The following is a 26,570-nucleotide window of genomic DNA, read 5'->3' on the forward strand; positions in this document are numbered from 1 at the left end:
GAAGATGATATAGCAGGAGGGATTTAATTGAATTTAAATAAAGAAATAGCAACATTTGCAGGTGGATGTTTTTGGTGTATGGTAGAACCATTTGATCAACGTCCCGGTATTATAAATGTCGTTTCTGGATATACAGGTGGGGAGGTAGAAAACCCGACGTATGAGCAAGTTTGTTCAAATACAACAGGACATTTGGAAGCAGTGCAAATCACATACGATCCAGCAGTCATGCCGTACGAGCAGCTTGTTGATACATTCTGGCAGCAAATCGATCCTACAGATCCTGGTGGACAATTCAATGATAGGGGAGAATCTTATAAAACTGCCATATTCTATCATAATGCAGAACAAAAAAGCATTGCAGAAGCTTCGAAGCAAAAATTAGCTGCGAGCGGTAAATTCCATAAACCAATTGCAACGGAAATTCTTCCAGCAAAAACTTTTTATCCGGCAGAGGACAAGCATCAGGATTATTATAAAAAACAATCATTTCATTATCGTTTATATAAAAAAGGATCTGGCAGAGAAGACTTTATAACAGACAACTGGAGCGCGAAGATCGATAAAGAGAAACTTAAGCAAGAATTAAGTCCAATCCAATATAATGTAACACAAGAGAATGGAACAGAAAGACCATTTCAAAATGAATATTGGGACAATGAAAAAGAAGGAATCTATGTTGACTTAATTTCTGGAAACATACTATTTTCATCAAATGATCAGTATGATGCAGGCTGTGGATGGCCAAGCTTTACAAAACCTGTTGATAAATATGAAGTGACAGAGAAAACAGATACTACGCATGGTATGAGACGTACTGAAATAAGAAGTAAAACAGCAGATTCACACCTTGGTCACGTGTTTGAAGATGGGCCAGAAGAAGCCGGCGGACTGCGTTATTGTATGAATTCAGCTGCAATGCGGTTTATTCCAAAAGAAAAAATGAAGGAAGAAGGATATGAAAAATACTTGTATCTGTTTTCATAACAATACCGGTATACCATAATATTATTATGTCAACTAACTATAAAGGGAGCGTTTAATATGATCCATCTAAACTGGGAAACAACCGAAACAATTAAACAAATAGAATGCGTACATGCAGATGCAAAAAAGTTTATTGTGCATAATAAATTAACTCCTGGAAAGAAATATGATGTAAAAAACGAGACAGATGAATTTTATTTTATCATTGATAATAGTACTCGCATTGGCGGATTCCGCAAAGAATATTTTAAGGAACTTAAATAACAGGGGGAGTGCCCTGTTATTTTTTATAAGTTTATTAATGTATCAATCGGTGGTATAACTTACTTATTGTTTTTACTTTTTAAACAAAAAAGATGTAAAGCTTCCTAAATCCAGGGAAAAGGAATGATTAAATATGAAAAATATTTATTTAGTACGTCATTGCTCTGCGTATGGACAACATAAAGATTCACCTTTAACCAACACTGGAATTAGGCAAGCCCAACATGTGTCGAGATTTTTCTCCAAGCAGGATATTAAAGTGGATAAAATAATATCCAGTCCTTACTTACGAGCAATTGAAAGCATAAAGCCATTTGCTCAAAAATTGGAAATGGATATTGAAATCGATGTACGGTTGCACGAACGCATCCTAAGTGAAGAACCGATTGATGATTGGCTGGAAGTGTTAGATCGTTCTTTTCAAGAACCCGATTTTTTTCTACCAGGTGGTGAATCTGCTAATGAGGCAGTTCAGCGGGCAAATCACGTGCTTGAAATGATTTACACTGATGATAGCATTACTAATGTGATAGTAGTAAGTCATGGTAATCTCCTGGCTCTATTATTGAAACAACATGATAATAATTTCGGTTTTGAACAATGGAAAGCATTAAGAAGCCCAGACGTTTATCTACTGAGTCAACAAAAGGGAAATAGTAAAATTGAATGTGTATGGGAATAGATAAAAGAAAATCCTACTTATAAAATATACAGATTCGCCAACATAATACCTAATGTTTTCTCGTATATTTCCGGGAATTGTTCGCTTGGTAACGGGTTAATGCCGCTACCAAGCTCTATGGTATAACCAGGACGCTGGAATTCCTGAATAAACCAATCTTTGAATCCTGCGTAACTATCCACATACCGGACAGTTCTATACCCGCTGACTCTTGCATATTCGTTCACTATTTGTTCGGACTGTGGAGGTTCAAGTCCTTCAAACCCCCAAAAAATCACTTCACCTTGTGTATGAAAGGCATTTACAATTAAAAAATTGCGGCTTCTTGCTAAATCTGCCATTGTGATTGCTTCTGGTTCTGATAAGGGGTATGGCCCAGGATAATCTCTGGGTTGCGGGGATGTAGGCTTACGCTCCGCTTCTACCTCCCACAATGCGGGGTACTGATTGTTTAAATCTACGCCGTTTATATTGGCTTTCCAACCAGAAAAATCTGCACTCTGATTATTTATAGCTACTACTTCCTCTTCGTAATCTCCAGCTGCAGCAGGTCCATTTATAACCAAATTAACGCCATCTGGATTAACCATTGGCACAAGGGACAGAACTGTATCGCTATATAAAGGTAGTGTGAACACACCTCTAATTGGCATATGATTGGTTAGGGAGAGGGCGTACTGGTTCAAAAACCTAATTATAACCGGAGTAGTTATCCATTCATTCGCATGGAATGAACCGTTTATATGGACTTCTTTATTTCCTGAACCAATCTGCAGTTCAACGATTTCTTTTCCCATAACAGTATTACCGATGGATTGTTTTAAAATAAATGGGTAAACAAGTTCAAGCTGTTCAATATCTGCCTGCATTTTCTCATACGTATACCTGTCACTATCGGAAACAATCATGTTATTGACTTTTCGAGGTATTATAATGGTTTGACCTGCTTGAAGATTGATTGGATCAATCATCGGATTAGGTAATTGTAGAATATCTAACGAAATGTTATTAGTGAATGCTATCGTCCAAAGGGTATCATTTTCTTTAATTGTATATTCTTCAGCCAAATATCCTGGAATCTGTATTTGCTGGCCTATTGATAATTGATTTGGTAATAGTTGTGGATTAGAATCCTCAATCAGAATTAATGGTATTCCAAACAATTGACTATAGTACCATAACGTATCCCCACCACGCACAAAAATTTCCATTATATCTCTCCCTTTAAATACAGATAATTAATCATATGACCTGTATTTAAAAAGATGATTATAATATGGACAACTCAATGTGAACTCTTTTGTTTTTATTAAGTTATACGTTATAATAAATAGTAACTGTTTATTAAAAATTAAACGTTGAAGTCTTTACTTACTATTTTTTGTTTACTTATTGAAGGAGGAGAATTACTTGGCTTTTATTATTACGTCACCTTGTAAAGATGAAAAAGCAGGAGAGTGTGTGGAAGTTTGTCCTGTTGATTGTATAGAAGAAGGTAAAGATATGTTTTACATTGACCCTGAAATCTGTATTGATTGTGGAGCATGTGAAGCAGTTTGCCCTGTTGAAGCTATCTACATGGAAGACGAAGTTCCTGATAAAGAGAATGAATATATAGAAATAAACCGCAAATTTTTCGAAGATCAGTAAATAAACAAAGTCGCAACCAGTTGCGACTTTGTTTATTTTGAACTGAATTCGATGATGCATTGACAGTTTAACTGGCAATATTATTTAATAGTAAAGTTACTGTAGCCTTTTTCCTCTGAATTCTCACTAATGATATTTTCTATACGAATAAATTTATTTAGTCCAGCTTTAAGTTCTGAGATGTAGGAGTTGACATAGATCTCAGTACCTTCAACTTCTAACTCTACTGTACCATCATCCTTATTTTTTACCCAACCAGCCAGTTTATAGTCTTCTGCCTTTTGTTTAGCGGCATATCTAAACCCAACACCTTGCACACGTCCACTTATTATTAGATGCTTATTCAATTAATCACCTCACATAATTTTTCTTTTCCATTACTATAACCCTTGTTACACATTGTAAAACCATTAAAACCTCTTAAAAGAATATACATACTTTTTAAGAAATATGGGAAGAATGTATATAATTATGTTCATATAAGGAGTGAATACATAGTGACTGATATTCAACTGCCACAGTTTCCCGAGCCTTTCTGGCGCGATTCTGTATCACTGCCATCCTTTCCAAAACTAGAACAATCTATAAATGTTGATGTTGGAATCGTAGGGGGCGGCATTACAGGGATAACTGCAGCTTATTTATTATCCAAGCAGAATGTAAATGTAACGTTAATCGACGCAGGAGTTATTTTAAATGGGACAACTGGGCATACAACAGCAAAAATTACTGCGCAACATGGATTAATCTACGATGAATTAATACAGCATTTTGGTCAAGACAAAGCCTCACAGTATTACCAAGCAGCTGATGATGCACAAAAGCTTATTCAAGAAACTATTAGTAGTCTTGCAATCGATTGTGATTTTCAAAAAGAAGATGCTTATATATATACAAATTCCGATTCATATATTTCTCAATTGGAAAATGAGAAAAAAGCATATGATAAATTAAATATTCAAAGTCAATTGACAGAAACTATACCACTCGATATTCCATTGAAATCTGCATTAATAATGAAAGATCAAGCTCAATTCCACCCATTAAGATATTTGAAAGTATTAGTAGAGGAAAGTGCCAAAAATGGCGTTCAATTTTTTGAAAATACTACAGCCACAGATATAGAACATAACAAGCATCCTGCTATTATTACAAGAGACGGAAATCGAATTTCTTGTGACAATATCATTATTGCAACTCAATTTCCATTTTATGATAAAGAAGGCTTTTATTTTGCACGAATGTATCAGGACCGGTCATATGTACTTGCTGTTAAATCCCCAAAAACATTCCCTGGTGGCATGTATATAAATGCTGAAACACCAACAAGGTCTATTCGAACTACATCCATGAATGGTGAAGACCTGTGGCTAATTGGAGGAGAAAATCATAAGACTGGTACAGGACAGTCAACTATAGAGCATTATAATGCACTGCATTCGTTTGCAGCTGAATATGTCGGTATCGATCAAATTCCATACCGCTGGTCAGCACAGGACATAACAACCTTAGACAAAGTACCATATATCGGCCCGATTACAGATAATAATGATGCGATTTTTGTAGCTACAGGATATCGCAAATGGGGCATGACAAATGGAACGGTCGCAGCAAAGGTTATTAGTGATAGAATTACACAGAAAGAAAACCAATATGAAGATTTATATTCACCATCTCGATTTCAAGCCGATCCTTCTATTAGAAAATTCGCAAGTATAAATGCGGATGTAGCTAAACATTTGATTAAGGGGAAGCTTGAATATACAGAGAATAATATTAATAAATTAGCAGCAGATGATGCAACCGTTACACGCATTGGCGGGAAGCGTGCAGGAGTTTATAAAGACGAAGGCGAAAGCTTGCACATGGTTGATACCACTTGTACCCATATGGGATGCGAGGTTGAATGGAACTCAGGTGATAGAACTTGGGACTGTCCGTGTCACGGATCGAGATTTTCTTATACTGGTGAGGTTGTTACCGGACCTGCAACGAAGCCATTATCAAAAATAGATCCAGAGTAAAATAAGAATAACTAGAGCATTTTGATTTTATAAATAATTAAAAGCAGCCTGATGGTTGCTTTTAATTTTTAACTATAATGAAAGTTGGATACAAACTTTACAAAATCACTTTCCAACTGATACTCATATTTATAAAGTATATACATACTGGCAGTTGGTAGTTCTATAAAAGGGACCGGTACTTCCAACAATCTGCCTTCCATAATTTCACGGTTAATAATGGATCTTGGTAAAAAGCTGACCCCAATTCCTTCCAGCACAAAACGTTTAGTAACATGAGATTGATTTACACGCATTAATCTATAGTTCATTCCAGAAGATTTAAATTGTTCTTTAATGGAATTCCAATACGTTGGGTGACTATCTGAGAAGATAATATTATGCTCTAAAAGATCTTTTGCATCGATAACCGGGCCCGACTCTGAATCATAACCATCATGGGCACAGACGAGACTAACAGTTTCTTCATGAAATTTTACCGATTTAATCGTAGTAAAGCCTTCCATACATGATAAACCAATATCAACTTCTCCTTTTTCTATAACTTCTGAAATCTCATTTGACTCTAAAACACGAATAGACAGTTCAATAGTTGGGAATTTTTTAATGAATTCACGTAAAATACTGGGTAATATTGTATCGGCAAGCATTGGTGAAATAGCAATCCGAACAGTTTTACTAAACCCCTGTTTAAAACGGGTAACTGCTTCAATACTTTTATCAAATTGAAGCATCATATCTTTTGCCTCTCTATAAAACAGACGGCCAAATTCGGTTAGAGCAATATTTCTACCATTTTTAATAAACAATTTATCTCCAAGCTCTTTTTCTAAATGTTTAATTTGAAAAGTAACAGCTGGCTGGGTAATATATAGTTTCTCAGCAACTAATCTAAAATTTTCATGTTCAGCTGACAGAATAAATGTCTGAAGCGTTCGTATATCGATGCTCTCACCCCTTATTAATAAGATTTATTTATTATTATACTAAATGTTCCTGAATATTAATAATCAATGAATTGTTCTATAATTAAAATAGATAGAAGGGAAGGGGAGAACGATATGTTTAAGCCAGGGTTGAAGGGTATCGAAGCTGTAGAAACAGAAATAAGTCAAATTGACGGGAAGAAAGGTGTATTAACCTATAGAGGTGTTCCAATTCAACAAATTATAGGTCGATATACGTTCGAAGAAACTGCATATTATTTATTGTATGCAAGCTTTCCAACTGAAAGCGAGTTAACAACGTTCCAAAACCAATTAAAGGAATTCCGATGTATACCTGCCTATGTAAAACTGATCATTGACCAGCTGCCGTCAAGCCATTCGATTATGGATGTATTAAGGACAGCGGTCTCATCCTTAACAGTAGATAAAGAGCATACTGCTCCTGTATCAATAATTGCTGTTTTACCAACAATTATAGCCTATCGATATAGAAAATTGAATAACAAGCCAGTAATTGTACCGGATAGTAAACTCAATCATGTAGATAATTTCCTGTATATGCTGACTGAAAAAATGGATCCCATACACACAGGGTTACTGGAAACATATATGGTTATGACAATGGAACATGGTCTGAATGCTTCTGCTTTTTCAGCTAGAGTAACGATATCAACCGAGAGTGACTTTATTTCAGCAGTTACTAGTGCTTTAGGAACGATGAAAGGCCCATTGCATGGTGGCGCACCATCAGGAGTCCTGGAATTACTTGATCAAATTAAGACAAAAGAATGTATCAGTGAAGTAATTCACAAGAAACTTAAAAATAAAGAGCGTATTATGGGCTTTGGACATAGAGTTTACAAAACAGTTGATCCGCGTGCTGAAGCATTGAAGTCTAAAATTCTTGAATTTGAAAAGCTGCCAAAATGGATGGATTTAGCATTGCAAACTGAAAAAAAGACAATAGAAATTTTAGATGAGTTCAAACCAGAACAAAAACTATATACGAATGTAGAATATTACGCTGCTGCAATTATGAAATCAATCGATTTAGACCCTGAATTATTTACTGCAATATTTAGTGCAAGCAGAATTGTCGGTTGGTGTGCACATATTATAGAGCAGTCTAATAACAATACGATTTTCAGACCAACCGTAAAATACATCGGTAACTAAAAAACCTATGTATTAAAATAATGTAGTTTTATCGAAAAATTTCCGTTTCATCTCACTATAAAAAGTATACTTGGTTATTGAGATGAAACTTGTTTTATTTTTATTAACTTCCTATAATAAATATTATGTAAACTAGAAAAAAACTGAAACAGAACAATAACTCTAAGTTCCTTATTCCTATAAGATTGATTATTGAGAAGTTGTTTTATTCCTAGCCTCTAACTTTTAGTTCGGAATACATAATACATGATTCGGTTCTTATAACTTACAGTATCAGCCCATAATATTGCAGCTCGTCCTTGTAACACAATTTTTGGAGGTTGTTGTTAATGAAACTGTATCATGCTATGGATGAGTATCTCATGTATGTCGAAGTTGAAAAAAACTGTTCTCCGCATACAATCCAGGCTTATGCTTTTGATCTACGCTGTTTTGAAAGTTTTCTGAAGAAATATGGCCGTTCCTGCGAGTTGTCTGAAATTACGTCTTCCACCGTCCGTCGGTTTATTCAAGATCAGGTATTAAACCAAAATATGCGTATTAATAATCATTTATGGGCTCTTTTTAGCTCGTTTATTGATTGACATATTAGATAAGTTAATCTTGTCCTACTAGTCCACTCGTCAAGTTCATTTTTAGATTGTGACTTGTTGTACTCTAGATACTTTAGACCGTTAACTTCTATGTAACCAATGTCATTATCTTTATGTGAATTTCGTATTATTAGTGGCCATTCAGCATCCGTCATTTTTGCTTTGGATTTATCCGTTATTTCTAGCAAAGACTTTCTACTCATTCCACAGGACCCAGCAGTTACGTCAACATTCTTTCTAAATTCATATGAAAAAACTCTATTTGTTATATGTTCTGTATCTTTCCATTGAACAGGGTGAGAATTAAAAGCACTAAGGGTTCTACCTATAATTAAGTAGTCATACTTTATAATTTGTTGTTTTACTAAACTAATCTCATTTGGGTATTCAGAGAACCATGTAACAAGTCTATCCAAATCACAATAATGGTAGTATTCATGTGAATAATTTTTCATGTACTCAGCTATTTTACGCCTAGCATTAGCAACACCTTTCTTTTCAATGATAAACACTTTAAATTCAGCTTGTTTCAAAATATTGATTATTTCCTCAGAAGTCTGATTACTCACAGCTACATATGCCTGGGGGAAATAAGCTTTTATTAAGTTTATAACTTTACTCAACGGTCTATATATTAAGCCCTTTATGTCATGTATAATAGTAATAAGAGCCACATCGTTATTTTTCAATTGTATTCACCCAATCAATTGTACGTATTTTTTTCTCCCCAAAAATTAATAAACGGCGCTAGTCTTACTACTGGTTTTATCATCTCAAATTCATTTTCTAAAGTATTTAAGGTAGTTTTAGTATTTAAAAAATCCTGAAGTAACATATTTTCAATATCGTATTCAGTATCAAATACTGTTGCCTTTATATCGTCATGGACATACTGAGGTAATTCATCGATTTTACCGGGATTGTTAAATTTACCAGTCCCATGGCTACATTGGTAATCGGTATTTTTTATGTTATTCTTAGGAACAACTAAATGAGAACTAGTCCCTTTTTCGCCTGCTAATAAGCCTATATCTCCAGTTTTCTTGAAGGGTTCTAATGAATGCTCATGTTGTGCAGGATAGAGAGTTTGTAACCCTCTAGCATGCAATATGCTACCATCATCATTAGAAATTATTTTACTATGACAAATATCACTAATTAATTCAAAAGATGATTTAGCATCAATATGCTTTTTAAACAGGCTTTCTATCAAATAATGGGAATAATGTCTACTAGCATAACTGTAATTAATTAGTGCAATCGCTGCCTGAAGATAAGATTTTCCAATTCGAGATTGAATAGGTATACCAAATACCCCTTCATATATATCTTTTTCTTCAAAAAGTTTATTATGAACTACATAATCTATAGCTTTATAATAATAATTTTCTAACAATATGTCCTTACCTGTCATAGCACCTGAGTGAATTATGATTAATAACTGTCCATTTACTAATCCTAATTCTTCATAAATTTTTTTGTCATAAATATCTTCAACTGCTCTAATTTCTAAAAAATGTCCTGCACAAACTCCAAAATAATTAAGCAAATTTAACTTTTGTTCATTAGGTATTTCCAAATTAGCAACACTATCTAAATCTCCAACATTTCGTGATCTACTTTTATCACTATGATCTCCTATCCCTATTGGTATGTCAACACTAAACTGGACAAAAATTATAGGGGCCTTTGTTTGAATTCCATTGGGGTTAAATAGTCTAAAGTTCCGTGAATTCGAATGTTATTAAACCAATAATCATCCAGTTCAATAGCTAGCTGTTCAAGAGAAGAGAAATGAGCACTGTTAGCGAATTCTGTTTTGAATACCTTAAACATCGCTTGGCATTATCATAAGGACATCCTTTCATGCTCAGTGATCTTCGGATGCCAAATGTTTCAAGTGCTTCAGAAATAAGCTTATTATCAAACTCTTTACCACGATCTGTGTGGAACATTTGAACGTCGTTCAAGTTACCTCTAATGCTCGATAAAGCCTGATAGACCAGCTTTGCATTCTTATTAGCACCAGCACTACGGCCAATGATTTCACGGTTAAAAAGATCGACAAATAAGCATACGTAATGCCATTTTGTTACAACGCGGACGTAAGTTAAATCACTCACAATGACAGCCAACGGCTTGTCTTGTTCAAATTGACGCTGTAATTCGTTTTTTATCAACGCTTCATTACATGATGATTTATGCGGCTTATACTGTGCTACCGTATAGTTTGATACAAGTCCAAGCTCAGTCATTAAACGGCCAATTCAACGCCGCGATACGTGTTTTGGCTGTGGTAATCTATTTAATTCTTTGCGCGTGCCATAATTGTTTCGGCTTTTTTTAAAAATTCGAGAGATCTCCTAAGAAATCTCTTTATCTTCCATTTTTAGCACACGTCGGCCATGCAAATTGGCAAGATAGTAATACGCAATTTGGGAATCTGGAGGACGTCACACATTACTAATACCGAATAGATGTGAGCGTTATTTCGCATCACATCTATTTTCGTCCTATGATCAGCGCTGCTTGCTTAAAAATATCATTTTCCATCATGAGACGTTGATTTTCCTTACGTAACCGAGCTAGTTCATTCTCTTCTTCAGAACGATTATCCTTGGCGACAAATGAACCTGTTTCTTGATGATTTTTAATCCAGCGATCTAACGCGGAAGGCGTGATATCATACTCTCTCGTAATATCTGCACGCGATTTACCATTTTCATAAAGCTTCACTAATTGCAGTTTAAATTCGGTTGTAAAAGTTCGACGTTGACGTGTCATCGTAGTCACGCTCCCTTAAGTTATAGTCTAAGTTTACAAGCCCTCATTTTATCTGTCCAACTTAGTGTAGCCTATCCAATCTGCCTAGCAATAGATTCGATGTTGTGGAGAGTGTAAGGGGTGTTTTTGGCATATTCATCTAATATCTCATAATAAAGTTTATTGTCGTGAACCTTACAATATTCTGCTGATTTTCTATGAGCATAATATTCTGCCCAAATACCCAACGGTTCCTTATAAAACAGCTTATTTTGTTCGCTGAGTATTTTCATCCCTGACTGACATATATCATCATATACATGTAAAAATTCATGAATAAACAAATTCAGAGCCTGCTTAAATCTTTGTTCATTTGATTCAGTCAGACCCTCAAGAACCACATCGTTATCATATATAAGAATATATTCATTGTTTACTTTGAGATAATAGCCATAACCATTTACTAATCTTGGATCTTTTGTTTCGTATCCATATTCACTTCTTATCTCATTTACTCTTTTTGGAAAATCCTTAACAAAACTAATACGTTTTACATTATATAAGCCCATATTGTTGATAGAAGTAATTATAAGACTTTTTATTTCAGTGATAACACTGTCGCTCACTTTAATGTCAAAAGATAAATTCAATGTACTAGCCTCCTCTTAAATTCTACCTAGTATAATTCAGCAAAGGGAGACAATGCTCCTTCTTTTCCCCTTAATTTATGTAAATTTAACATTCTATTGGGTTCGAAATTTGGAAGAAATCAAACTTCAGTTTTGGGAAACTGATACTCAGTGGCTGAACGTCAATAAATATGAAAGATGAAAATTAAGCCACTCTGACCAATAATCTGAATTCGTTCCCTTTAGTTCAATTTCTGTTAAACTTCGCCAAGGTGCTAACGTGGAGCTACTATTTGATATAGTTTATGTTCTGTAAACTCAATGATAAAAAGAAGTTTCTAATAGCAGAATGGGATAGGTGAATAAAATAAATAAATAAATATTGAAGAACTGAATCTTATGTTAGTTAAGATTCAGTTCTGCTATAAAAATCTTAATTTTAAAAAATAATCTATTATTATTTTGCAATTGAATTCGGCTGTAATGTGGAACAATCCCAAGCAATAATACATAAGTCAAATGAAAAACGAAATTCTATAATTTTAGAGTAAAGATAATGCTTTTTAACTACGTCCACTGAAGTTCAATAATTACCAAGACTGACTCACCATTACTCCCCTTTAAACCCGGCCATCATAAATTTTATTTTTTACTGAGAAGAATAATTAGTAAATATTATGTTCAGAATTAATATGAATATAACTCTTGAGGACAGACCTGATAATATGTAGGGATGAAACAAAACAATTGACTTAACCCAATAAGTAATACTTTCTCAACACAGAATAAATATTATGTAAACTAGGAATAAACTCCGCCAGAACAATAAGTATCCTCCTAAGTTCTGATAATAATCCATATCAGCAACTTGCCTCCTCCAACTTGACGATAATTAACGGTTCGGGTCTCATAAGCTGCTGCGTCGTCCCACCTGTGATGAATTTCTTAACTATTTGCAAGTCGAAAAAAAGAACTCGGACAATACACTCCGTGGGTATGCTTATGATGTTACGTGTTTTGAAACGTTTCTTAAGGTTCAACAGCGTTCCATGCAGCTGGATGATTTGGTAGCTTCCACATGCCGCCGGTTTATTCAAGACCAGGTATTGAATCACAACATACACCCCCGGACATTACAACGCCGTATCTCGTGTTTAAAATCGTTAAGTCAATTTTGTCTGAAAGAGAACTTTATGAAAGCCGATTTTATGGCTGGAATCCAGGCTCCAAAAGCCGATAGTAAATTACCGGTCTATCTGACCCTGGAGGAACTTGGAAAACTATTTCGCTCTCTAGAGAAAGATACACGCACACTTGCTTTTCGAAACAATCTTATGTTTAAACTGCTTGCAACATCCGGCATGCGAAGACAGGAATTGGTTGATTTAACCTGGCAGCAAGTGGATTTAACAAATCATACGATTCGGGTATTTAGTAAGGGAAAAAAAGAACGCCTCCTCCCTCTCCATTCGATAGTTATTCCGTTGTTTCATAGTTAAAAAAAAACGTTGTCCGAACACCAGCTGCATGCGGATGAACCAATTTTGCTAAATAAAAACGGGGTTAAGTTAAATCCCCGGGGGTTGATCCATTTAGCAAAAATTTACTTATTCGTTTTTCTTTTATAATCGACGGCTAATAAAATAAACAAGGTGGCTTCTATAATCAATATTACCCACAATATTGGTTGAATTTGTTCCACAGGAGAACCACCAACTCCACCATTAGAAAACTTATATAACCAAACGTGTTCCCCCCACATAATGATTGCAATTAGTTGTGTAACCAACACTGTAATAAAAAAAGATATTTTTTTTACCATTTAAATCCCACCCCCAAGACATATTCTTATTCAACTCTTCTGCGGCGTTAGCTTAATAAACACAAGCAGCATCTTCCTGTCCAAGCTAACAGTCCATAAACAATTTCATCTTCGTAATGATCATATAACCATTCTGCCTGTCTAATTCTTCCTTCTTACAAAAATCTAAAACGCTTTGAAGAACCTTGCTTCGCCATATACGTATTTAGCCAATAATTCGAATATACAGCCTGGTCGAACGAACAAAAAGGACTAACATATTCGTTAATCCCTTTTGCTATGATTATTTTTCCGGTTATAAGATATTTTCAATCTCTTTCAATAGTTCATAAGCGCCTTCTGATTCATTGGAACAGACTACGATTATCGTTTTAGTGCCAGGGTAATATACCGCACGGAAGTTTACACCTGGATCATATCCCATCTGAATATACTTAACTACCCTTTTATCATCGTCTAATTCCATATAACCGCAATAGCCATAATATATATTGTCCTCTGCAACAACAACTTCACGCGGTTTCAATAATGTTTGGGTCATCTTTTTGGACAACAGTTGGTGGTTCGTTAATGCTTGCCAGAATCTAAACATGTCTTCAACTGAGACATACGCTCCTCCATCTGGTCCGCCTTTTACTGGCAAGGAATAAATATTTGTTTTCCAAGTCCCTTCCGAATCTTCAATGTAGCCTAGTGCAGTCCTTTCTGGCAAACGATCTATTTCGAAGTATCCGGAGCTCTTCATGCCAGCTTTATGAAAGATATGTTCCTCGACGAATTCGGTAAAATTGCACTTGGCCACATGTTCTACAATAAGACCTAGTAATATATAACCAGCGTTGTTGTACTGAAACGAACTGTTGATATTTGCTTGCATCCTTTCATATTGAAACATGGGTAAGAAATCTCTTGGCGAACGAATGTGGTACATAGGCCGTGATTTCCACAGCAACTCGAAATTATCCAGTATTTCTTCATTAAAATAGTCATGCACACCCGACGTATGTGTCAGTAGGTTGTGGATGGTGATATCCTTGTCAAAATACGGAAATTCTGTATCAATGCAGTCCTTTAATCTTGATTTAAAAGAAATTTTCCCAGCCTCAACCAACATACAAATAGCAACTGATGTAAATATTTTACAGCCTGAAGCGATCGCAAACCTCGTATTTAACTGATTAACAATTTTTTCCGAACGATTGGCGAATCCGTTACTTCCTTCTAGGATTTCATTGCCTTTTGTAGCGTAAAAAGCGCCAGAAAAAAGGAGCTCCTCCTGTTTTTCTTCTAGGTAGTTCAATTTGTTTTCTTCTTTATTCATTATGATTCCTCCTGAATTCCCTTTTTGTTTTTCGTGTTTTTTATTTTTAAAAAGGAATTCAGTTAGTTTGTTCACACCATAAAACGAATCATACGATTTCCTCCTTCTCTACTGGGACATTAGGTAAATTAATTGTATATAATTATTTATTAAAATGCAATTCAAATTCAAAATATTCAGCAATTTTTATCGTTTAAAATATATTTTTACATACTAAATCTCCCATATTGATAAAACCTTGATGTGTTATTCGGCTAAGCGCCCGTTTCAGGAAGATCAAGATAATGATTACTGCCATAGCTTATTGAACAAAAGCACTAGTTTATAAAAATATATAATGCACTTTATTTTTTATATAACAGCTTAAACCTTTCACAAACAACAGGAATTTTGTAATTAAAATTCTGTTTTATATTATTAAATTCTGTTTTAAAGAAGGGTTCGTGAACTTCCCGCCAATAATTTAATGTACGGTCACCTTCACCTTCCAAGTACGCGTGTTCAACCGTAACTTCATCAAAAGGAACCACTTCTACTGATGTAGTTTCTGCTACTGCAACTGCCTTTCCATCTCCGTCGAGGATAATATTGTGAAGACCTACATACGGTAATTCCTCATTATCCAATTCATATAATGTATAATTTGACGCTGTTGCTGTTTTAGTTCCGTCTAACACTAATTTTGCAAGTTCATCAGCCATTTCTTTTGAATCGCCAAATGCCCAAGCTTCATATTCTTTCGGTGCGTTGGGATTATTTTTTCGATAATCATCCCACATTTTAATAATCGAATCATTACTCATATATATCAACCTACTTTCTATCTATAAATTATAACATTAAGTTTTTAATATATAGACTCGACATAAGTACCTCTCCTCTCGTTTTATAAAGTTGGTTTACGGCCAACTCTATTATAACGTTTGGAGATTTTTACTGTTACAACTCTACAAGTTTAATTCTCACACAGGCATAGCCTGTGGTTTTAAAACCATTAATAAAAAGGCCCTACTTCTCTGCTAATTAAAAATAGAGAAAATGGGTTTTTTCGTTACTTCATTAAAACGCCCTACTGTTAAATAACCTTATGATGATTACTATCATTAGTAAGGGAAAAGTTTAACTGTAGGATATATTTATATGTTTGTTTTTGATAAAGCAAGTTGATCCTCGGGCATTGGCTTGGTAATGCCTTCCCTATCTAGTACCTTACGCCATGTATAGCGTGGTTCATATCCTAGAATCTTCTTGGCTTTATCATGTGACATAAGTGTTTCATGTCCTTCTATAGGCCTTTTTAAAGTTACATTAGGGAAATACCTATCAACTAAATCTTTACTGAGGTCAGGCATGATTGTATCCGGAGCCGTAATATGGAATATATCATTTCCTAAATTACTCTTTGCAATGGCAAGAAGGCATGCCATTGCTGCGTCCCTAACATCACAATAAGCCCAAACATTTTTCTTTTGAACATCCTTTTGTCTCTCATCGTTCCAGTGCATAATAGGAATTTTTTCATATTCATCTGGCTCATATATGTTCGCAAAGCGTAGAGTAACAATCTGTGCTTTCGTAAGCTTTTGAAACATTTCAGCAAGATTTTCAGTCAACCGTTTTGCCATAGCATAGGATGACTTTACTCTAATTGGGTGCTCCTCGTCTAATGGAAGATAGCTAAGTTCTTCCGGAACAAAGGGATAACCTAATACGTTTCACTTGATGCACAGACGAGCTTAGGAATTTTGAAATACTTAATAGCTTCAAGGATATTAAAGTTAACGAGCATATTATTTTCCAATATAGCTTGTGATCTATTCCTTATTCGGTAGGGATATTCCCAAGATGGACAACTGCATCACTCCCCTTCAAAAGCTTGCATAACTGGCCATAATAACGTAAACCAGCTTGAGTAATATTTTTAGTTCTCTCATCTCCTCTGAGTTTTTTATCTGATGCAATTACCTCATGACCGGCTTCTAAGATTGCCCTTACAGCCCATCTGCCAATTTTACCTGCTGCTCGTGTTACTACTACTTTCACTAGTTCATTCTCCTTTTCCGCTTTTTTGATTGATATTTTTATAGTAACCATTACGGATTTTTTCCGTTGTCTTAAATAATTACTACTTGAAAGATACATCAGTATTAAATTAAAAAATATAAAGAGCTAAGTCTACGTCTAATATCGTTGTTAGACTTCCCCTAAAATTATGTTTTATCAGAGATGAATAAATGGAAAATAGTGGCCAGAAAAAAAGGTACTATACCTTCTTGTGAAGATCAGCACCCATTATTACAAGAAAACTTTACTTACTAAAAGATTGATAATTAGAATGGTTAAATAATTATTGTACATGAATCGATTTTCGTAAGTCTTCTAAAAGTGGGTACATGCCATCCCCACCTTCTTCTGGATATTGAAAAGTAATCACTAGTACATGTTCATTAATCTCATAAGCAAAAAATCCTTTTACAGGATAGCCATAAAACTGCATTTTTCCCATCAAATCATTTTCTTCTAACAGTGTGCTTTCCAATTCAAAATTTTCTTCATACCCTTCTGTTTCAAATCTTTCTTGCAGGTTCGATACAGCTTTTTCGAGACTTGTGTGTTCAATCATTTCTACTATTATTTTATAATCATCATTTTGAGTTGAATAAGTTATTTGGTTTTGGTTCACTTCAGGAACACCGAATACTTCATCTAATTGATAAGCAATACCATAGGTTTGTATGTGATAATTAATTACTTTAACTTCCTGGTCGATACCTTCGACTTTTCTTATTACTGTTTCGGTAGAACCTGTATGAATCTCCATGTCAGTTTCATTATCTTCGACCACATCTTCTGAGTTCAATTGGTTTTCATCATTTTCCGGAGCTTCTTTTCCCGCTTCTTCATGATCATTTTTATCATCGATGATTAGATTATTATTTCTTTGATTACCTTGGTTGCCTGTTGAATTCTCTCCACTTTGATGAGTTATGCTGTCAGATAAGAAGTTATAACCAAATAACAATAAAATACCCATTACTCCTATACTTAAAGCATATTTAAAGCCAGCGAGTAATTTAGTTTTATAACGATCACTATCCATCGTAAATAAAATTTCATTTTCAAGTTTGCTTTTTCTTTTCTCTTTCCAAATAATATCTTTATCTAATTTTTTTAATTGCTCATCGACGTAAGACTTATCCTTAGATTGATTTCTCATTCAAAAACCCCTCCTTTAACAGTTCCTTTTCTAAAGCTGGAGTTGCTCGATAAAGTGTTGTTTTAACCTTTCCTTCCGACCAGTTTAAAATTTCACTGGTTTCCCTTGTACTAAACTCTTTTATTTTCCTGAGTACGATGACCTCACGATAGGAGGGCTTTAGCCTGCTTAACGCTTTATACAACTCGATTGAACTTTCTCTGATTTCTACACTATCTTCTGGCAAAGGTGCGGGGTCCTTAATTGTTTGGAAAATTTCTTGAAAAATCTTTATAGGTTTTTGTTTTCTGATATAGTCTACTGTGATATTATGTGCAATGCTGAATAGCCAAGTTTTAGGTTTTGCCCTTTTTTGGAAGGAATGATGCTTTTTATAAGCTTTTATAAACGTATCATGGGTCAAATCTTCCGCTTGTTGATAATCGTTAATCATCATCAAGATATACTTAAATATTGAATCACTATAAAGATGATACCAATTCGTAATTTCCTCCTTTGTATTGTCTGGCAAATAACTCACCCTTCCTTGCATTTGTTTATTCATCATTTAGACGTATAACAAAAATATAAAGTCACAGTCTTATTTTTAAGCGTTAACTCATAGCGGCAATTTCCTATTAATAATGTTCCCAATACCAATAACATCAAATTTTCCTTTAGAGTGTAAGTTACTTTTAAACTTACGAAACAAATGTTCATCCTTTCATATTATTGATCAATTGTTTAATAATCCGTACGATATAATTCACTATTTGGTTTGAGTTTATTTCACTACTCCGTTTATAGATTCAACAAATAGGGTGCTTATCTCCGTTAGAACAAAAATAATATCAATTGTTTTTTCTGCTTTTCTTTACCTGACCTTCACCCCCTTAAAGTTTCCCGTAGTGGTCAACAAATTGGTTTAGGTGTTGAAATAGTTTTAAAGGTTGAATTTTGATGTAATTCTTAAATAATATCCATCTGGATCAATTATTCTAAAAATCAATCATCCCAAAGGTCTTTTGGTCAATTCCGTCTGGATTGGATACCCCTTTGTAACTACTTAACATCGAAAAAGGGGATTCCAATATGAAATTGGACAATGTATAATCTTATTACGTAATGGTAAGTAAATTAGAACTGGATCTTGTATTAAAATTATGACAAATGCCTAGTACATAGGTCAACGGCCATACTTAGGATAAAATTGTAAATCAAAAAGGAGGTTTAATTTAAAATGCATCAACAACATGATATGCAATATCCAATGGCTTACCCAAAAATGCAAAACCCTATGCATGAAGGTACAATGAAAGATTATAGTCACCAAAAGGAAATGTATGATTTTTGCAAGAAACACAAAGATCATTATGTCATGGTGGTATATGATGGGATTATTATTAACGTAGAAGCCGACACTGTGCAGATCTTAATGCCTGTAGGGGAACAGCGCCATGAAGATATAAATGAAAATAGGCAGTTTTTTGGTTATGGTGGCTTCCCATTTAGGTTTAGAAGATTCCATCGTTTCCCTTTACCATTTTTTGGAATTAGACGTTTCCTTTTCCCATTCTTTTATTAACGACAAGATATCTGTATTGGATACTTCCCTACTATTTTTAAGGATGCATTAACATTCACTCAATTTAATTCCTCCTTCAGTTAGCTTTAATTAACTGTATCCACTTGTAAAATTCATAACTCCCAAATAGTCAATGTAAGCTTAATTACATTATTAAGGTGTTTTAAATGATATTATATTAGGGAATGAAATATATAAAGGAGGAGTTTTCATGTCTGAATTTGAACTTGGTAAACCTGTACCCGATTTCTCACTGCCTACTGTAAATGGAGAGGAATATAACTTTGAAAATTATCGCAAGCAAACAGGCGGATGGCAGTTAATCATCTTTTTCCGAGGTTCTTGGTGTCCTGCTTGCATGGGCGAATTGAAGGAACTCGAAGAAAGCAAAGGATACTTTCAAGGGAAAAACATTCATCTCACCACGATTTCCACAGAGAACCTAGATGCTTTAAAGAACATGGTGGAAGATCACAAGTATACCTTTCAGGTGCTTGCAGATGAAAATCTCGAGGTCTTAAAAAAATATGAAGTCCATTATCATGGTGAGAATGCACCTTATGAAGATCATGGTTTGCATGGAGAACCAGCCTACTTCCTGGTTGATGAGCAAGGAAACCTTTTGTATCAACAAAGGCAAACAAGCCCATTTGGAAGGCCAACTCCAACTGAGTTAAGAAAAATCATCCAATACATTAGTAAAAATTTAAAATAAGACTATCGTATTTTCACAAAAACGAGGGTGTACCAAATCTGCTTTTGGTGCACCCCTATTCATTTGGTGAGGATATTTAAAAAAAGTATACCTCCTCCCTCTTCTAAACGTGTCCCCATTTTAATTTGACAAATACCTTTCCATCCGATTAGATATATAGGTAAGAGAATATAAATAAAATTTATAAGAGAGAAACAGTATGCAGGGGGAGTTGAAATGCACCAAGTAAATGTATTAAACATGATAGCAGATAAAATGCCTGAAATGAGTAAGTCACATAAAAAAATAGCTGCATATATCGTAAAAAATCCGCATTCAGCTGCTTTTTTGACAGTCGGTAAACTAGCCAAACAAGCTGCCGTAAGTGAGGCAACCGTTGTACGCTTTGTTACTTTTCTGGGCTATAGTGGCTACAATGAGTTGCAGCAATACTTGTATGATTCTGTTGAAAAACAGTTAAACACAGTAGAACGGCTACAGATGTCCCGAGCCGTGTACAGTGAAGCAGAAAAAGGAATTTATGAAATATTTGAAGATGATATTACTAATATCCGCTCAACGATGGAAAATCTGAATCTGGATGAATTTCACGAAGCTGCTAACTATATACTTGAAGCAGAGAACATTTACATTGTTGCAAATCGAAGCGCCGTTTCCTTAGGGGTATTTTTGCAATATTATTTAGATATTATTTTCGGAAACAGCCAGCTGGTGTCTTCAAGTGAGTCGGCATTTGAGCGAATGTACCCATTAACTAAAAAGGATGTTGTTATTGCAATCAGTTTTGCGCGCTATACAAAGAGCACTATTGAGATTGTTTCCCATGCGCAGGATAAAGAAGCTAAAATAATTGCGATTACGGATAGTCTCTTGTCACCGATCACACAGTATGCAACTGTCTCACTCCATGCCTCAAGTAAGATGCCTTCATTTATGGACTCATTTGTTGCACCCCTCAGCTTGATTAACACGCTGATTACACATATCGGAAAACATAAGTCAGAAGATATTGATGCCCGACTGGAGGATCTAGAAGTATTATGGGATCAATATGATGTGTTTTATCAAAAAAAGAACTGATTATGAAATAAATATTTCATTTAAATTAAATTATGAAATGTTTATTGCATAATTTGGTGTACTTGCATATAATCTAATTAAAGATAGTTATTATGTGAGGAGCCGTGTATAAATGAGTGTTCAAACTTCTTATGAAAAAGTAAGTAAAATTCAGTCAGAAGCAATGTTCCACCGAGCTAAACAGGTTATTCCAGGGGGAGTCTCTGCAAATATTAAATATTTCGCCCCGCATCCTATCATTATGAAAAGTGCAGAGGGAAGTCAATTAGTCGATGTGGATGGGAATACCTACATTGATTATTTGCTATGCTATGGTGCATTGATTACAGGACATGGTCATCAACAAGTAGTTAAAGCCACTACTGACTATATGCATAAGATTGGTACTACCATTTTCGGTACACCGCATGAACTGGAAGTCACCATGGCCGATAAGCTGACTGCGCTCTACCCCGGGATTGATATGGTACGTTATACAAATTCTGGACTTGAGGCTACGCTATTAGCAATTAGAATGGCTACTGCTTATACAGGCAAGAAAAAGATCGGTAAGTTTGAAGGTCATTACCATGGTGGCTATAATCATGTATTGGTAAGTGTAAACCCCGATCAAAAGGAATCAGGTAATGAAGAAGAGCCAAATATAGTACCCGAATCAAAAGGCATACCTGCTCATGAATTAAAACAAACGATCGTTTTACCTTTCAATAATATCGAGGCAACTGAAAGACTTTTACGTAAACACGCACATGAACTGGCAGCTATTATAATGGAACCAGTCCAAGGGGGATTCATCCCTGCAGAACAGGATTTTATAGTCAGATTACGTGAACTGACGTCTGAATTGGACATTTTACTCATCTTTGATGAGGTAAAAACTGGCTTTAGGGTTCACCTTGGTGGTGCTCAATCTGTTTATCAGATAGAGCCAGATCTAACTGCATTAGGGAAGGTTCTTGGAGGTGGTTTTCCAGTTGGTGCAGTAGGTGGTAAACGAGAGATTATGATGATCAGTGCACCGACAAGCGACAGTGATATTTTTTCAGTCGGTGGAGCTAGTCGAGCAAAGAACGATGTCGTCTTCCATAGTGGAACCTATAATGGGCATCCAATTGTTTTGGCGGCAGGGTTGGAAACAATCCTTTTACTGGAACAAGATGGTTGTATGGAGGATCTCTTCATGAAAACAGATATGCTGCGTAAAAAATTAGAAAAACTGTATCATACTTATGAAATACCTATGCAAACGGTTGGAATGGGCAGTATATTTAATATCGTATTAACGAATCATTCCATACGAAATTACCGTGATATGTGGCAGGCTGATACTAATCTTCGCCATAAAATAGATATAGAACTGCTTAATCTTGGTGTTTATATTAAGCCGTTGAACCGTTATTCTATGTCTATAGTCCACAGTGAAGAAAACATTAATCAGACAGTAATTGCTCATGAAAAAGCAATAAAAAATGTATTAAATTCTAGAGGTCGGGGTTAGTTACCCCGACCTCTGATCCCCCTGCACCGTACAAGGCTTGTAATTATTTAAAAAATGAAAGATCAACTGTCTCAGCCATTTTCTTATAACCGGCATCATTGGGATGCAAATAATCTCCCGCATCATATTTAGGAAGGTAGCGTTCAGGGTCTTCAGGATCCCTTAGTGCTTCGTCAAAGTCTATCACACCATCAAATTCCTCACTAGTTCTGATCCAATGGTTTACTTCCTGACGTGTTTCTTCCCCTCTCGATGTGTACATTCCTGAACCTTTAAAAGGAGTTAAAGTCCCGCCATAGATTTCTAGTCCTTGATTATGGGAAGATTTAATAATCTGTTTCATTCTCTCAATGATTTTTTCTGCATCATATTCCGGATGATGTCTAATATCATTCAGTCCCTGATGGAGGATTACTGCTTTGACACCTGACTGGCTAAACACGTCTCGCTCTAGCCTTGCAAATGCATTCTCACCTTTATCTGGTTTACTGTTGATTAATTGATTGGCAGAGATTCCTGCATTCAGTACAGACATATTAATACCGGACGTATCCTGGTTCAATCGTGTCGCTAAAAAATCAGGCCATCGATGATTGGCATCGACAGTCGAATGATTTCCATTAGCAATAGAACTTCCCAATACAACAATGGCACCTTTTACAGGAGGGTCAGGTATAACATCCACCCCATCCAGCCAAAACCAGGCTTCCTCTTTTTCAAACCTTGAATTATCAGCATCCGAAACATGATTTCCAGATGAAATATATGTCGTTTGCATAGAATGTGGATGCCATGTTGCAGGTCCAGTATCACCGCTGACATAAAGACTTATCGCGAGATTATCTTCACCGTTAACCTCAAAGGAGATTGGATCACTAAATTCTTTCTCTCCAGGAGCGATAGTTACCTTTTGTTCACCTCCAAATGTAACCTGTTGGTCTGTTTCGGGAACAATCTCAGCTCCATTTTTTGATACTGCTGCATGTACCTCTTCGATAGATAACGGATTCGACCCATATGTATTAGCTAAACGAATGCGCATTTCTTTGCCACTAACTTGAGGGTGGATAATTAATCGCAGGGTTTGATTTTCAAAGCCCTTATGAGAAACTCCTTCGTCATAAGGAGATTGCATACTTGCAGTCCAAGCACCTACCCAATTATCTTTATCCGGCATTTCGGTTGAAGCCCCCCATTCCCCATCTCCATAGATACTAACGATAATTAAAATAATAAAAATAGGAATAAAAACATAGAATAACTTTTTCATACTATTCCCGCTCCTCATGTTGTTTTCGGCAGGATTTAAATGTGTAACGCTGCCTTCGCTGTTATTTTAACATTAACGACAATTTTTTTCTTCGAATAGTATTTTGTCTCAAGGGAACATAGTTAGATGCTTGGTTTGATTCATCTGGTACTTCCCTTCCTAAACCGAAAAGACCACCCAAATTGGGTGGTCATTCTATAATTTATGCATGATAGTCCATGGAACCTATACTGTCCATATGACTTGCTACCATGGCTATAATGGTACTGGCTTCTTCCTTACTAAACATAAAGCTTGTTTCATCTTTTAATAAATCCTCATCCTCTGTCCAGATACGGTTGGTTCGTTTTAAAACACCATCCCCCGTCTCCTGGACAACCCCAAACTGATAAGACACTTCTACTTCGTTTTCTTGGAAATATGCAGTAACCTCAGGGGTTTCCCATTGAATATCAATGTCTTCTACTAGTAACTCCTCTTCCATTTCATCTGAATCATGGAAATTCGTTTCAACTTCAATAATTTCACTCTCGATAAGATCATCTTCCATATAAATATGGAAACTTTCGTGGACAGCATCAATGATATCCTCTATATCATCTAACACTACCTTACTTTCATGGCCAAGCTCAGGTTCAAAAGACTGAATGTAGAATTCCTCATTATAAGGATCAAACAGAATGGTACAAAAATACTCTCTGTCAACTGCTTCACTATCTGTAAAAAAATCAATCCTCGGGTGCTTTGCCCCACGTACTATTGACATATTGCCGTTTTCACCATATTTACTGCAAATAGAATCGAGACTATCCCCCAACTCACTACAGACTCTGTCAAACCATTCTAAGTCCATGCTTATTCCCACCTTTCAAAGTAATCATCTTTATTATGACCCAGAAATAAAAATTCTCTCTACTTATTCGGTTATATTTTTGAAAGGAAATCTTTGGATAGACTCTTTGTAGTTGTTCCGGCACTTGTATGGAAGGAATTAAGCCGCTTAATCTGCGTAATAAGAAAAATATGCTCAACAATTACTGCGTTCAAAAGATCAACCGCAATTTTAAATGTACTCATTATTAATAAATTCCTCCCTTCTGTTCTTAGACAAGTTAGATGTTAAATATATCTAATAATGAGCAATAAGGGGAGTGAAAACATGAAACATCTTGATTGGCAAATGTTATTATTCACGGGAGTTTCTATCGTGCACGATTACTGGATTTATTATGGACTTCCCCGACTTTACTATTGGGATGTCAAAAAAAACAAGGATAAAATGGAACATTGCAAAACAAAAGATACCTTATAATAATCTGAGAACCAGATTGTACGATTCGTTTCACTTACTAACAATTAATGAATTAAATAGCATAGAGCCAGACTTTGTATGGTTAAAAAGTTTGGCTCTATTTTTAGTTTTCGTCAAACAGGTTCATACTCAAGTATCTCTCCCCTGCGTCGGGAGCTATACAGACTACTTTTTTTCCTTTTCCTAATCGCTTCGCAACCTTAATCGCAGCAAATATTGCAGCCGCACCTGATAATCCAACAAAAATCCCTTCTGTTTGAGCTATTTTCTTGTACATGTCTACGGCATCTTCATCTTTTATTTGCATTATTTCATCGTAAATAGCTGTATTTAAAATTTCAGGAATAAATCCAGGACTCGTCCCTACCAATTTATGCTTTCCTGGTTTACCACCGGATAGTACTGGTGATCCTTTTGGTTCTACTACTGTAATATACAGGTCAGGTAATTTCTCTTTAAGTGCTTCTCCTGTACCAGTGACAGTTCCTCCGGTTCCTGCCGTGCAAACAAATGCATCCAAGTGTTCATCCATTTGTTTATAGATCTCCAATGCAGTAGTTGTCCGATGTATATCTGGATTAGCTTCATTCTCAAACTGCTGCGGTATATAGCTTCCTGGTATTCCTTTTTGGATTTCCAGTGCTTTTCTAATAGCACCTGGCATTTTTTCCTCGCTAGGTGTTAAAACCACTTTTGCGCCATAGGCTTTTAGCAAGTTCCTTCTTTCTTCTGTACTGTTATCTGGCATAACCAGAATTGCTGTGTATCCCTTAGCTGCAGCAGTCATGGCTAGACCTATTCCAGTATTGCCGCTTGTCGGCTCGATGATCGTGTCTCCTGGTTCAATAAATCCTTTTTCTTCTGCAACTTTTATCATATTATATGCAGCTCTGTCTTTTACACTTTTACTGGGATTAAACATTTCCAGCTTTACATATACATCTGCTGCATCTTCAGGAACTAACCTGTTTAACCTTACTATAGGCGTATCCCCAATGAGTTCAGTTATGTTTTCTACTACTTTCATATATGTATACAACCTTTCTATATCTTATT

29 protein-coding genes and 2 pseudogenes are annotated in these 26,570 nt (G+C 35.4%); 13 read left to right on the plus strand and 18 right to left on the minus strand.

The annotated features are described in order from the left end of the window. Positions 1 to 27: 27 nt before the first annotated feature. The 3 genes from msrA (at position 28) to QGM71_RS03340 (ending at position 1,933) form a co-directional block, all read left to right on the plus strand. Positions 28 to 987 carry a peptide-methionine (S)-S-oxide reductase MsrA gene (msrA, locus tag QGM71_RS03330; protein WP_327606089.1) on the plus strand — a complete coding sequence of 320 codons (960 nt, stop codon included), beginning with the start codon at positions 28 to 30 and terminating at the stop codon, positions 985 to 987. Positions 988 to 1,044: 57 nt separating this feature from the next. Further along, complete coding sequence (locus QGM71_RS03335) at positions 1,045 to 1,251, plus strand: DUF6501 family protein (RefSeq protein WP_327606090.1); 207 nt, start codon at positions 1,045 to 1,047, stop codon at positions 1,249 to 1,251. Positions 1,252 to 1,384: 133 nt separating this feature from the next. After that, the gene (locus QGM71_RS03340) at positions 1,385 to 1,933 is read left to right on the plus strand and encodes a histidine phosphatase family protein (RefSeq protein WP_327606091.1); all 549 of its coding nucleotides are present in this window, start codon (positions 1,385 to 1,387) and stop codon (positions 1,931 to 1,933) included. Between the two features lie 17 nt (positions 1,934 to 1,950). Here QGM71_RS03340 and QGM71_RS03345 read toward each other — a convergent pair whose 3' ends face one another. Beyond that, positions 1,951 to 3,144, minus strand: coding sequence for a M14 family metallopeptidase (locus QGM71_RS03345; protein ID WP_327606092.1), 1,194 nt, complete (start codon positions 3,142 to 3,144; stop codon positions 1,951 to 1,953). A 199-nt stretch (positions 3,145 to 3,343) separates the two neighbouring features. On the opposite strand from QGM71_RS03345, the gene QGM71_RS03350 reads away from it, so the two are divergent. Then, a complete protein-coding gene (locus QGM71_RS03350) occupies positions 3,344 to 3,583 on the plus strand; it encodes a 4Fe-4S dicluster domain-containing protein (RefSeq protein ID WP_327606093.1) in 240 nt (79 codons plus the stop codon). Positions 3,584 to 3,663: 80 nt separating this feature from the next. Here the strand turns inward: QGM71_RS03350 and QGM71_RS03355 are convergent, their stop codons facing one another. Then, complete coding sequence (locus QGM71_RS03355; protein WP_327606094.1) at positions 3,664 to 3,930, minus strand: acylphosphatase; 267 nt, start codon at positions 3,928 to 3,930, stop codon at positions 3,664 to 3,666. Between the two features lie 150 nt (positions 3,931 to 4,080). Between QGM71_RS03355 and QGM71_RS03360 the strand changes: the two genes are divergently transcribed. Further along, complete coding sequence (locus QGM71_RS03360; protein ID WP_327606095.1) at positions 4,081 to 5,607, plus strand: FAD-dependent oxidoreductase; 1,527 nt, start codon at positions 4,081 to 4,083, stop codon at positions 5,605 to 5,607. A 68-nt stretch (positions 5,608 to 5,675) separates the two neighbouring features. Here the strand turns inward: QGM71_RS03360 and QGM71_RS03365 are convergent, their stop codons facing one another. Continuing rightward, positions 5,676 to 6,578: a LysR family transcriptional regulator gene (locus QGM71_RS03365; RefSeq protein WP_327606400.1), complete on the minus strand. Its 903-nt coding sequence runs from the start codon at positions 6,576 to 6,578 to the stop codon at positions 5,676 to 5,678. 90 nt (positions 6,579 to 6,668) lie between these two features. On the opposite strand from QGM71_RS03365, the gene QGM71_RS03370 reads away from it, so the two are divergent. Next, positions 6,669 to 7,730: a citrate/2-methylcitrate synthase gene (locus QGM71_RS03370; RefSeq protein ID WP_327606096.1), complete on the plus strand. Its 1,062-nt coding sequence runs from the start codon at positions 6,669 to 6,671 to the stop codon at positions 7,728 to 7,730. A 362-nt stretch (positions 7,731 to 8,092) separates the two neighbouring features. After that, on the plus strand, positions 8,093 to 8,314 hold the full coding sequence (locus QGM71_RS21770) for a site-specific integrase (protein ID WP_407702991.1): 222 nt from the start codon (positions 8,093 to 8,095) through the stop codon (positions 8,312 to 8,314). Here QGM71_RS21770 and QGM71_RS03375 read toward each other — a convergent pair. The 4 genes and pseudogenes from QGM71_RS03375 to QGM71_RS03390 all read right to left on the minus strand — a co-directional run bounded on the left by QGM71_RS03375 (position 8,278) and on the right by QGM71_RS03390 (position 11,736). After that, positions 8,278 to 9,012: a hypothetical protein gene (locus QGM71_RS03375; protein WP_327606097.1), complete on the minus strand. Its 735-nt coding sequence runs from the start codon at positions 9,010 to 9,012 to the stop codon at positions 8,278 to 8,280. The two genes, QGM71_RS21770 and QGM71_RS03375, sit on opposite strands and share 37 nt — an antisense overlap. Positions 9,013 to 9,026: 14 nt before the next feature. Then, positions 9,027 to 10,022 carry an RtcB family protein gene (locus QGM71_RS03380; protein WP_327606401.1) on the minus strand — a complete coding sequence of 332 codons (996 nt, stop codon included), beginning with the start codon at positions 10,020 to 10,022 and terminating at the stop codon, positions 9,027 to 9,029. Beyond that, positions 10,001 to 11,107: pseudogene (locus QGM71_RS03385) on the minus strand (IS3 family transposase). The gene QGM71_RS03380 and the pseudogene QGM71_RS03385 overlap by 22 nt, the downstream one beginning before the upstream one ends. Positions 11,108 to 11,178: 71 nt before the next feature. Continuing rightward, on the minus strand, positions 11,179 to 11,736 hold the full coding sequence (locus QGM71_RS03390; protein ID WP_327606098.1) for a hypothetical protein: 558 nt from the start codon (positions 11,734 to 11,736) through the stop codon (positions 11,179 to 11,181). A gap of 896 nt (positions 11,737 to 12,632) precedes the next feature. Here QGM71_RS03390 and QGM71_RS21775 point away from each other — a divergent pair. After that, positions 12,633 to 12,890: pseudogene (locus tag QGM71_RS21775) on the plus strand (site-specific integrase); the annotation flags it as partial. A gap of 18 nt (positions 12,891 to 12,908) precedes the next feature. After that, a complete protein-coding gene (locus QGM71_RS03395; protein WP_327606099.1) occupies positions 12,909 to 13,214 on the plus strand; it encodes a tyrosine-type recombinase/integrase in 306 nt (101 codons plus the stop codon). A 104-nt stretch (positions 13,215 to 13,318) separates the two neighbouring features. Here the strand turns inward: QGM71_RS03395 and QGM71_RS03400 are convergent, their stop codons facing one another. The 7 genes from QGM71_RS03400 to QGM71_RS03430 form a co-directional block, all read right to left on the minus strand. Continuing rightward, complete coding sequence (locus QGM71_RS03400) at positions 13,319 to 13,537, minus strand: hypothetical protein (protein ID WP_327606100.1); 219 nt, start codon at positions 13,535 to 13,537, stop codon at positions 13,319 to 13,321. 295 nt (positions 13,538 to 13,832) lie between these two features. Continuing rightward, complete coding sequence (locus QGM71_RS03405; protein WP_327606101.1) at positions 13,833 to 14,858, minus strand: serine hydrolase domain-containing protein; 1,026 nt, start codon at positions 14,856 to 14,858, stop codon at positions 13,833 to 13,835. Positions 14,859 to 15,202: 344 nt separating this feature from the next. Then, complete coding sequence (locus QGM71_RS03410) at positions 15,203 to 15,661, minus strand: ASCH domain-containing protein (RefSeq protein ID WP_327606102.1); 459 nt, start codon at positions 15,659 to 15,661, stop codon at positions 15,203 to 15,205. Positions 15,662 to 15,994: 333 nt separating this feature from the next. Beyond that, entirely contained in the window at positions 15,995 to 16,483 is a 489-nt protein-coding gene (locus QGM71_RS03415; protein WP_327606103.1) for an NAD-dependent epimerase/dehydratase family protein, read from the minus strand. 196 nt (positions 16,484 to 16,679) lie between these two features. Then, on the minus strand, positions 16,680 to 16,901 hold the full coding sequence (locus tag QGM71_RS03420; RefSeq protein WP_327606104.1) for an NAD-dependent epimerase/dehydratase family protein: 222 nt from the start codon (positions 16,899 to 16,901) through the stop codon (positions 16,680 to 16,682). Between the two features lie 304 nt (positions 16,902 to 17,205). Beyond that, positions 17,206 to 18,075 (minus strand): hypothetical protein, encoded by an 870-nt coding sequence (locus QGM71_RS03425; protein ID WP_327606105.1) that lies wholly within the window; start codon positions 18,073 to 18,075, stop codon positions 17,206 to 17,208. Continuing rightward, positions 18,059 to 18,619 carry an RNA polymerase sigma factor gene (locus QGM71_RS03430; RefSeq protein ID WP_327606106.1) on the minus strand — a complete coding sequence of 187 codons (561 nt, stop codon included), beginning with the start codon at positions 18,617 to 18,619 and terminating at the stop codon, positions 18,059 to 18,061. The genes QGM71_RS03425 and QGM71_RS03430 overlap by 17 nt, the downstream gene beginning before the upstream one ends. A gap of 675 nt (positions 18,620 to 19,294) precedes the next feature. Between QGM71_RS03430 and QGM71_RS03435 the strand changes: the two genes are divergently transcribed. From QGM71_RS03435 to QGM71_RS03450, 4 genes are all read left to right on the plus strand, one after another. After that, a complete protein-coding gene (locus QGM71_RS03435) occupies positions 19,295 to 19,639 on the plus strand; it encodes a hypothetical protein (protein WP_327606107.1) in 345 nt (114 codons plus the stop codon). Positions 19,640 to 19,850: 211 nt separating this feature from the next. After that, complete coding sequence (locus tag QGM71_RS03440) at positions 19,851 to 20,354, plus strand: peroxiredoxin family protein (protein WP_327606108.1); 504 nt, start codon at positions 19,851 to 19,853, stop codon at positions 20,352 to 20,354. A 216-nt stretch (positions 20,355 to 20,570) separates the two neighbouring features. After that, a complete protein-coding gene (locus tag QGM71_RS03445) occupies positions 20,571 to 21,434 on the plus strand; it encodes a MurR/RpiR family transcriptional regulator (protein WP_327606109.1) in 864 nt (287 codons plus the stop codon). Between the two features lie 112 nt (positions 21,435 to 21,546). Then, on the plus strand, positions 21,547 to 22,932 hold the full coding sequence (locus tag QGM71_RS03450; RefSeq protein WP_327606110.1) for an aspartate aminotransferase family protein: 1,386 nt from the start codon (positions 21,547 to 21,549) through the stop codon (positions 22,930 to 22,932). A gap of 43 nt (positions 22,933 to 22,975) precedes the next feature. Here the strand turns inward: QGM71_RS03450 and QGM71_RS03455 are convergent, their stop codons facing one another. From QGM71_RS03455 to cysK, 4 genes are all read right to left on the minus strand, one after another. Beyond that, positions 22,976 to 24,202, minus strand: coding sequence for an SGNH/GDSL hydrolase family protein (locus QGM71_RS03455; protein ID WP_327606111.1), 1,227 nt, complete (start codon positions 24,200 to 24,202; stop codon positions 22,976 to 22,978). A gap of 202 nt (positions 24,203 to 24,404) precedes the next feature. Further along, positions 24,405 to 25,055, minus strand: a complete 651-nt coding sequence (locus tag QGM71_RS03460) for a hypothetical protein (protein ID WP_327606112.1) — start codon at positions 25,053 to 25,055, stop codon at positions 24,405 to 24,407. Between the two features lie 71 nt (positions 25,056 to 25,126). Then, a complete protein-coding gene (locus QGM71_RS03465) occupies positions 25,127 to 25,279 on the minus strand; it encodes a hypothetical protein (protein WP_327606113.1) in 153 nt (50 codons plus the stop codon). Positions 25,280 to 25,617: 338 nt separating this feature from the next. Then, a complete protein-coding gene (gene cysK, locus QGM71_RS03470; RefSeq protein ID WP_327606114.1) occupies positions 25,618 to 26,541 on the minus strand; it encodes a cysteine synthase A in 924 nt (307 codons plus the stop codon). Between the last annotated feature and the right edge of the window lie 29 nt (positions 26,542 to 26,570).

Origin of the sequence: Virgibacillus tibetensis (assembly GCF_036026595.1) — a bacterium.
GTDB classification, from domain to species: Bacteria; Bacillota; Bacilli; order Bacillales; family Amphibacillaceae; genus Virgibacillus_P; species Virgibacillus_P tibetensis.

What these genes read in the sequence shown, in the direction of transcription:
- QGM71_RS03455 (WP_327606111.1), bottom strand. Translation starts at nt 24,202, where the DNA reads ATGAAAAAGTTATTCTATGTTTTTATTCCTATTTTTATTATTTTAATT.
- QGM71_RS03400 (WP_327606100.1), bottom strand. Translation starts at nt 13,537, where the DNA reads ATGGTAAAAAAAATATCTTTTTTTATTACAGTGTTGGTTACACAACTA.
- QGM71_RS03435 (WP_327606107.1), top strand. Translation starts at nt 19,295, where the DNA reads ATGCATCAACAACATGATATGCAATATCCAATGGCTTACCCAAAAATG.
- QGM71_RS03450 (WP_327606110.1), top strand. Translation starts at nt 21,547, where the DNA reads ATGAGTGTTCAAACTTCTTATGAAAAAGTAAGTAAAATTCAGTCAGAA.
- QGM71_RS03345 (WP_327606092.1), bottom strand. Translation starts at nt 3,144, where the DNA reads ATGGAAATTTTTGTGCGTGGTGGGGATACGTTATGGTACTATAGTCAA.
- cysK (WP_327606114.1), bottom strand. Translation starts at nt 26,541, where the DNA reads ATGAAAGTAGTAGAAAACATAACTGAACTCATTGGGGATACGCCTATA.
- QGM71_RS03460 (WP_327606112.1), bottom strand. Translation starts at nt 25,055, where the DNA reads ATGGACTTAGAATGGTTTGACAGAGTCTGTAGTGAGTTGGGGGATAGT.
- QGM71_RS03395 (WP_327606099.1), top strand. Translation starts at nt 12,909, where the DNA reads ATGAAAGCCGATTTTATGGCTGGAATCCAGGCTCCAAAAGCCGATAGT.
- QGM71_RS03465 (WP_327606113.1), bottom strand. Translation starts at nt 25,279, where the DNA reads ATGAGTACATTTAAAATTGCGGTTGATCTTTTGAACGCAGTAATTGTT.
- QGM71_RS03405 (WP_327606101.1), bottom strand. Translation starts at nt 14,858, where the DNA reads ATGAATAAAGAAGAAAACAAATTGAACTACCTAGAAGAAAAACAGGAG.
- QGM71_RS03430 (WP_327606106.1), bottom strand. Translation starts at nt 18,619, where the DNA reads ATGAATAAACAAATGCAAGGAAGGGTGAGTTATTTGCCAGACAATACA.
- QGM71_RS03370 (WP_327606096.1), top strand. Translation starts at nt 6,669, where the DNA reads ATGTTTAAGCCAGGGTTGAAGGGTATCGAAGCTGTAGAAACAGAAATA.
- QGM71_RS03335 (WP_327606090.1), top strand. Translation starts at nt 1,045, where the DNA reads ATGATCCATCTAAACTGGGAAACAACCGAAACAATTAAACAAATAGAA.
- QGM71_RS03410 (WP_327606102.1), bottom strand. Translation starts at nt 15,661, where the DNA reads ATGAGTAATGATTCGATTATTAAAATGTGGGATGATTATCGAAAAAAT.
- QGM71_RS21770 (WP_407702991.1), top strand. Translation starts at nt 8,093, where the DNA reads ATGTATGTCGAAGTTGAAAAAAACTGTTCTCCGCATACAATCCAGGCT.
- QGM71_RS03445 (WP_327606109.1), top strand. Translation starts at nt 20,571, where the DNA reads ATGCACCAAGTAAATGTATTAAACATGATAGCAGATAAAATGCCTGAA.
- QGM71_RS03415 (WP_327606103.1), bottom strand. Translation starts at nt 16,483, where the DNA reads ATGGCAAAACGGTTGACTGAAAATCTTGCTGAAATGTTTCAAAAGCTT.
- QGM71_RS03425 (WP_327606105.1), bottom strand. Translation starts at nt 18,075, where the DNA reads ATGAGAAATCAATCTAAGGATAAGTCTTACGTCGATGAGCAATTAAAA.
- QGM71_RS03440 (WP_327606108.1), top strand. Translation starts at nt 19,851, where the DNA reads ATGTCTGAATTTGAACTTGGTAAACCTGTACCCGATTTCTCACTGCCT.
- QGM71_RS03340 (WP_327606091.1), top strand. Translation starts at nt 1,385, where the DNA reads ATGAAAAATATTTATTTAGTACGTCATTGCTCTGCGTATGGACAACAT.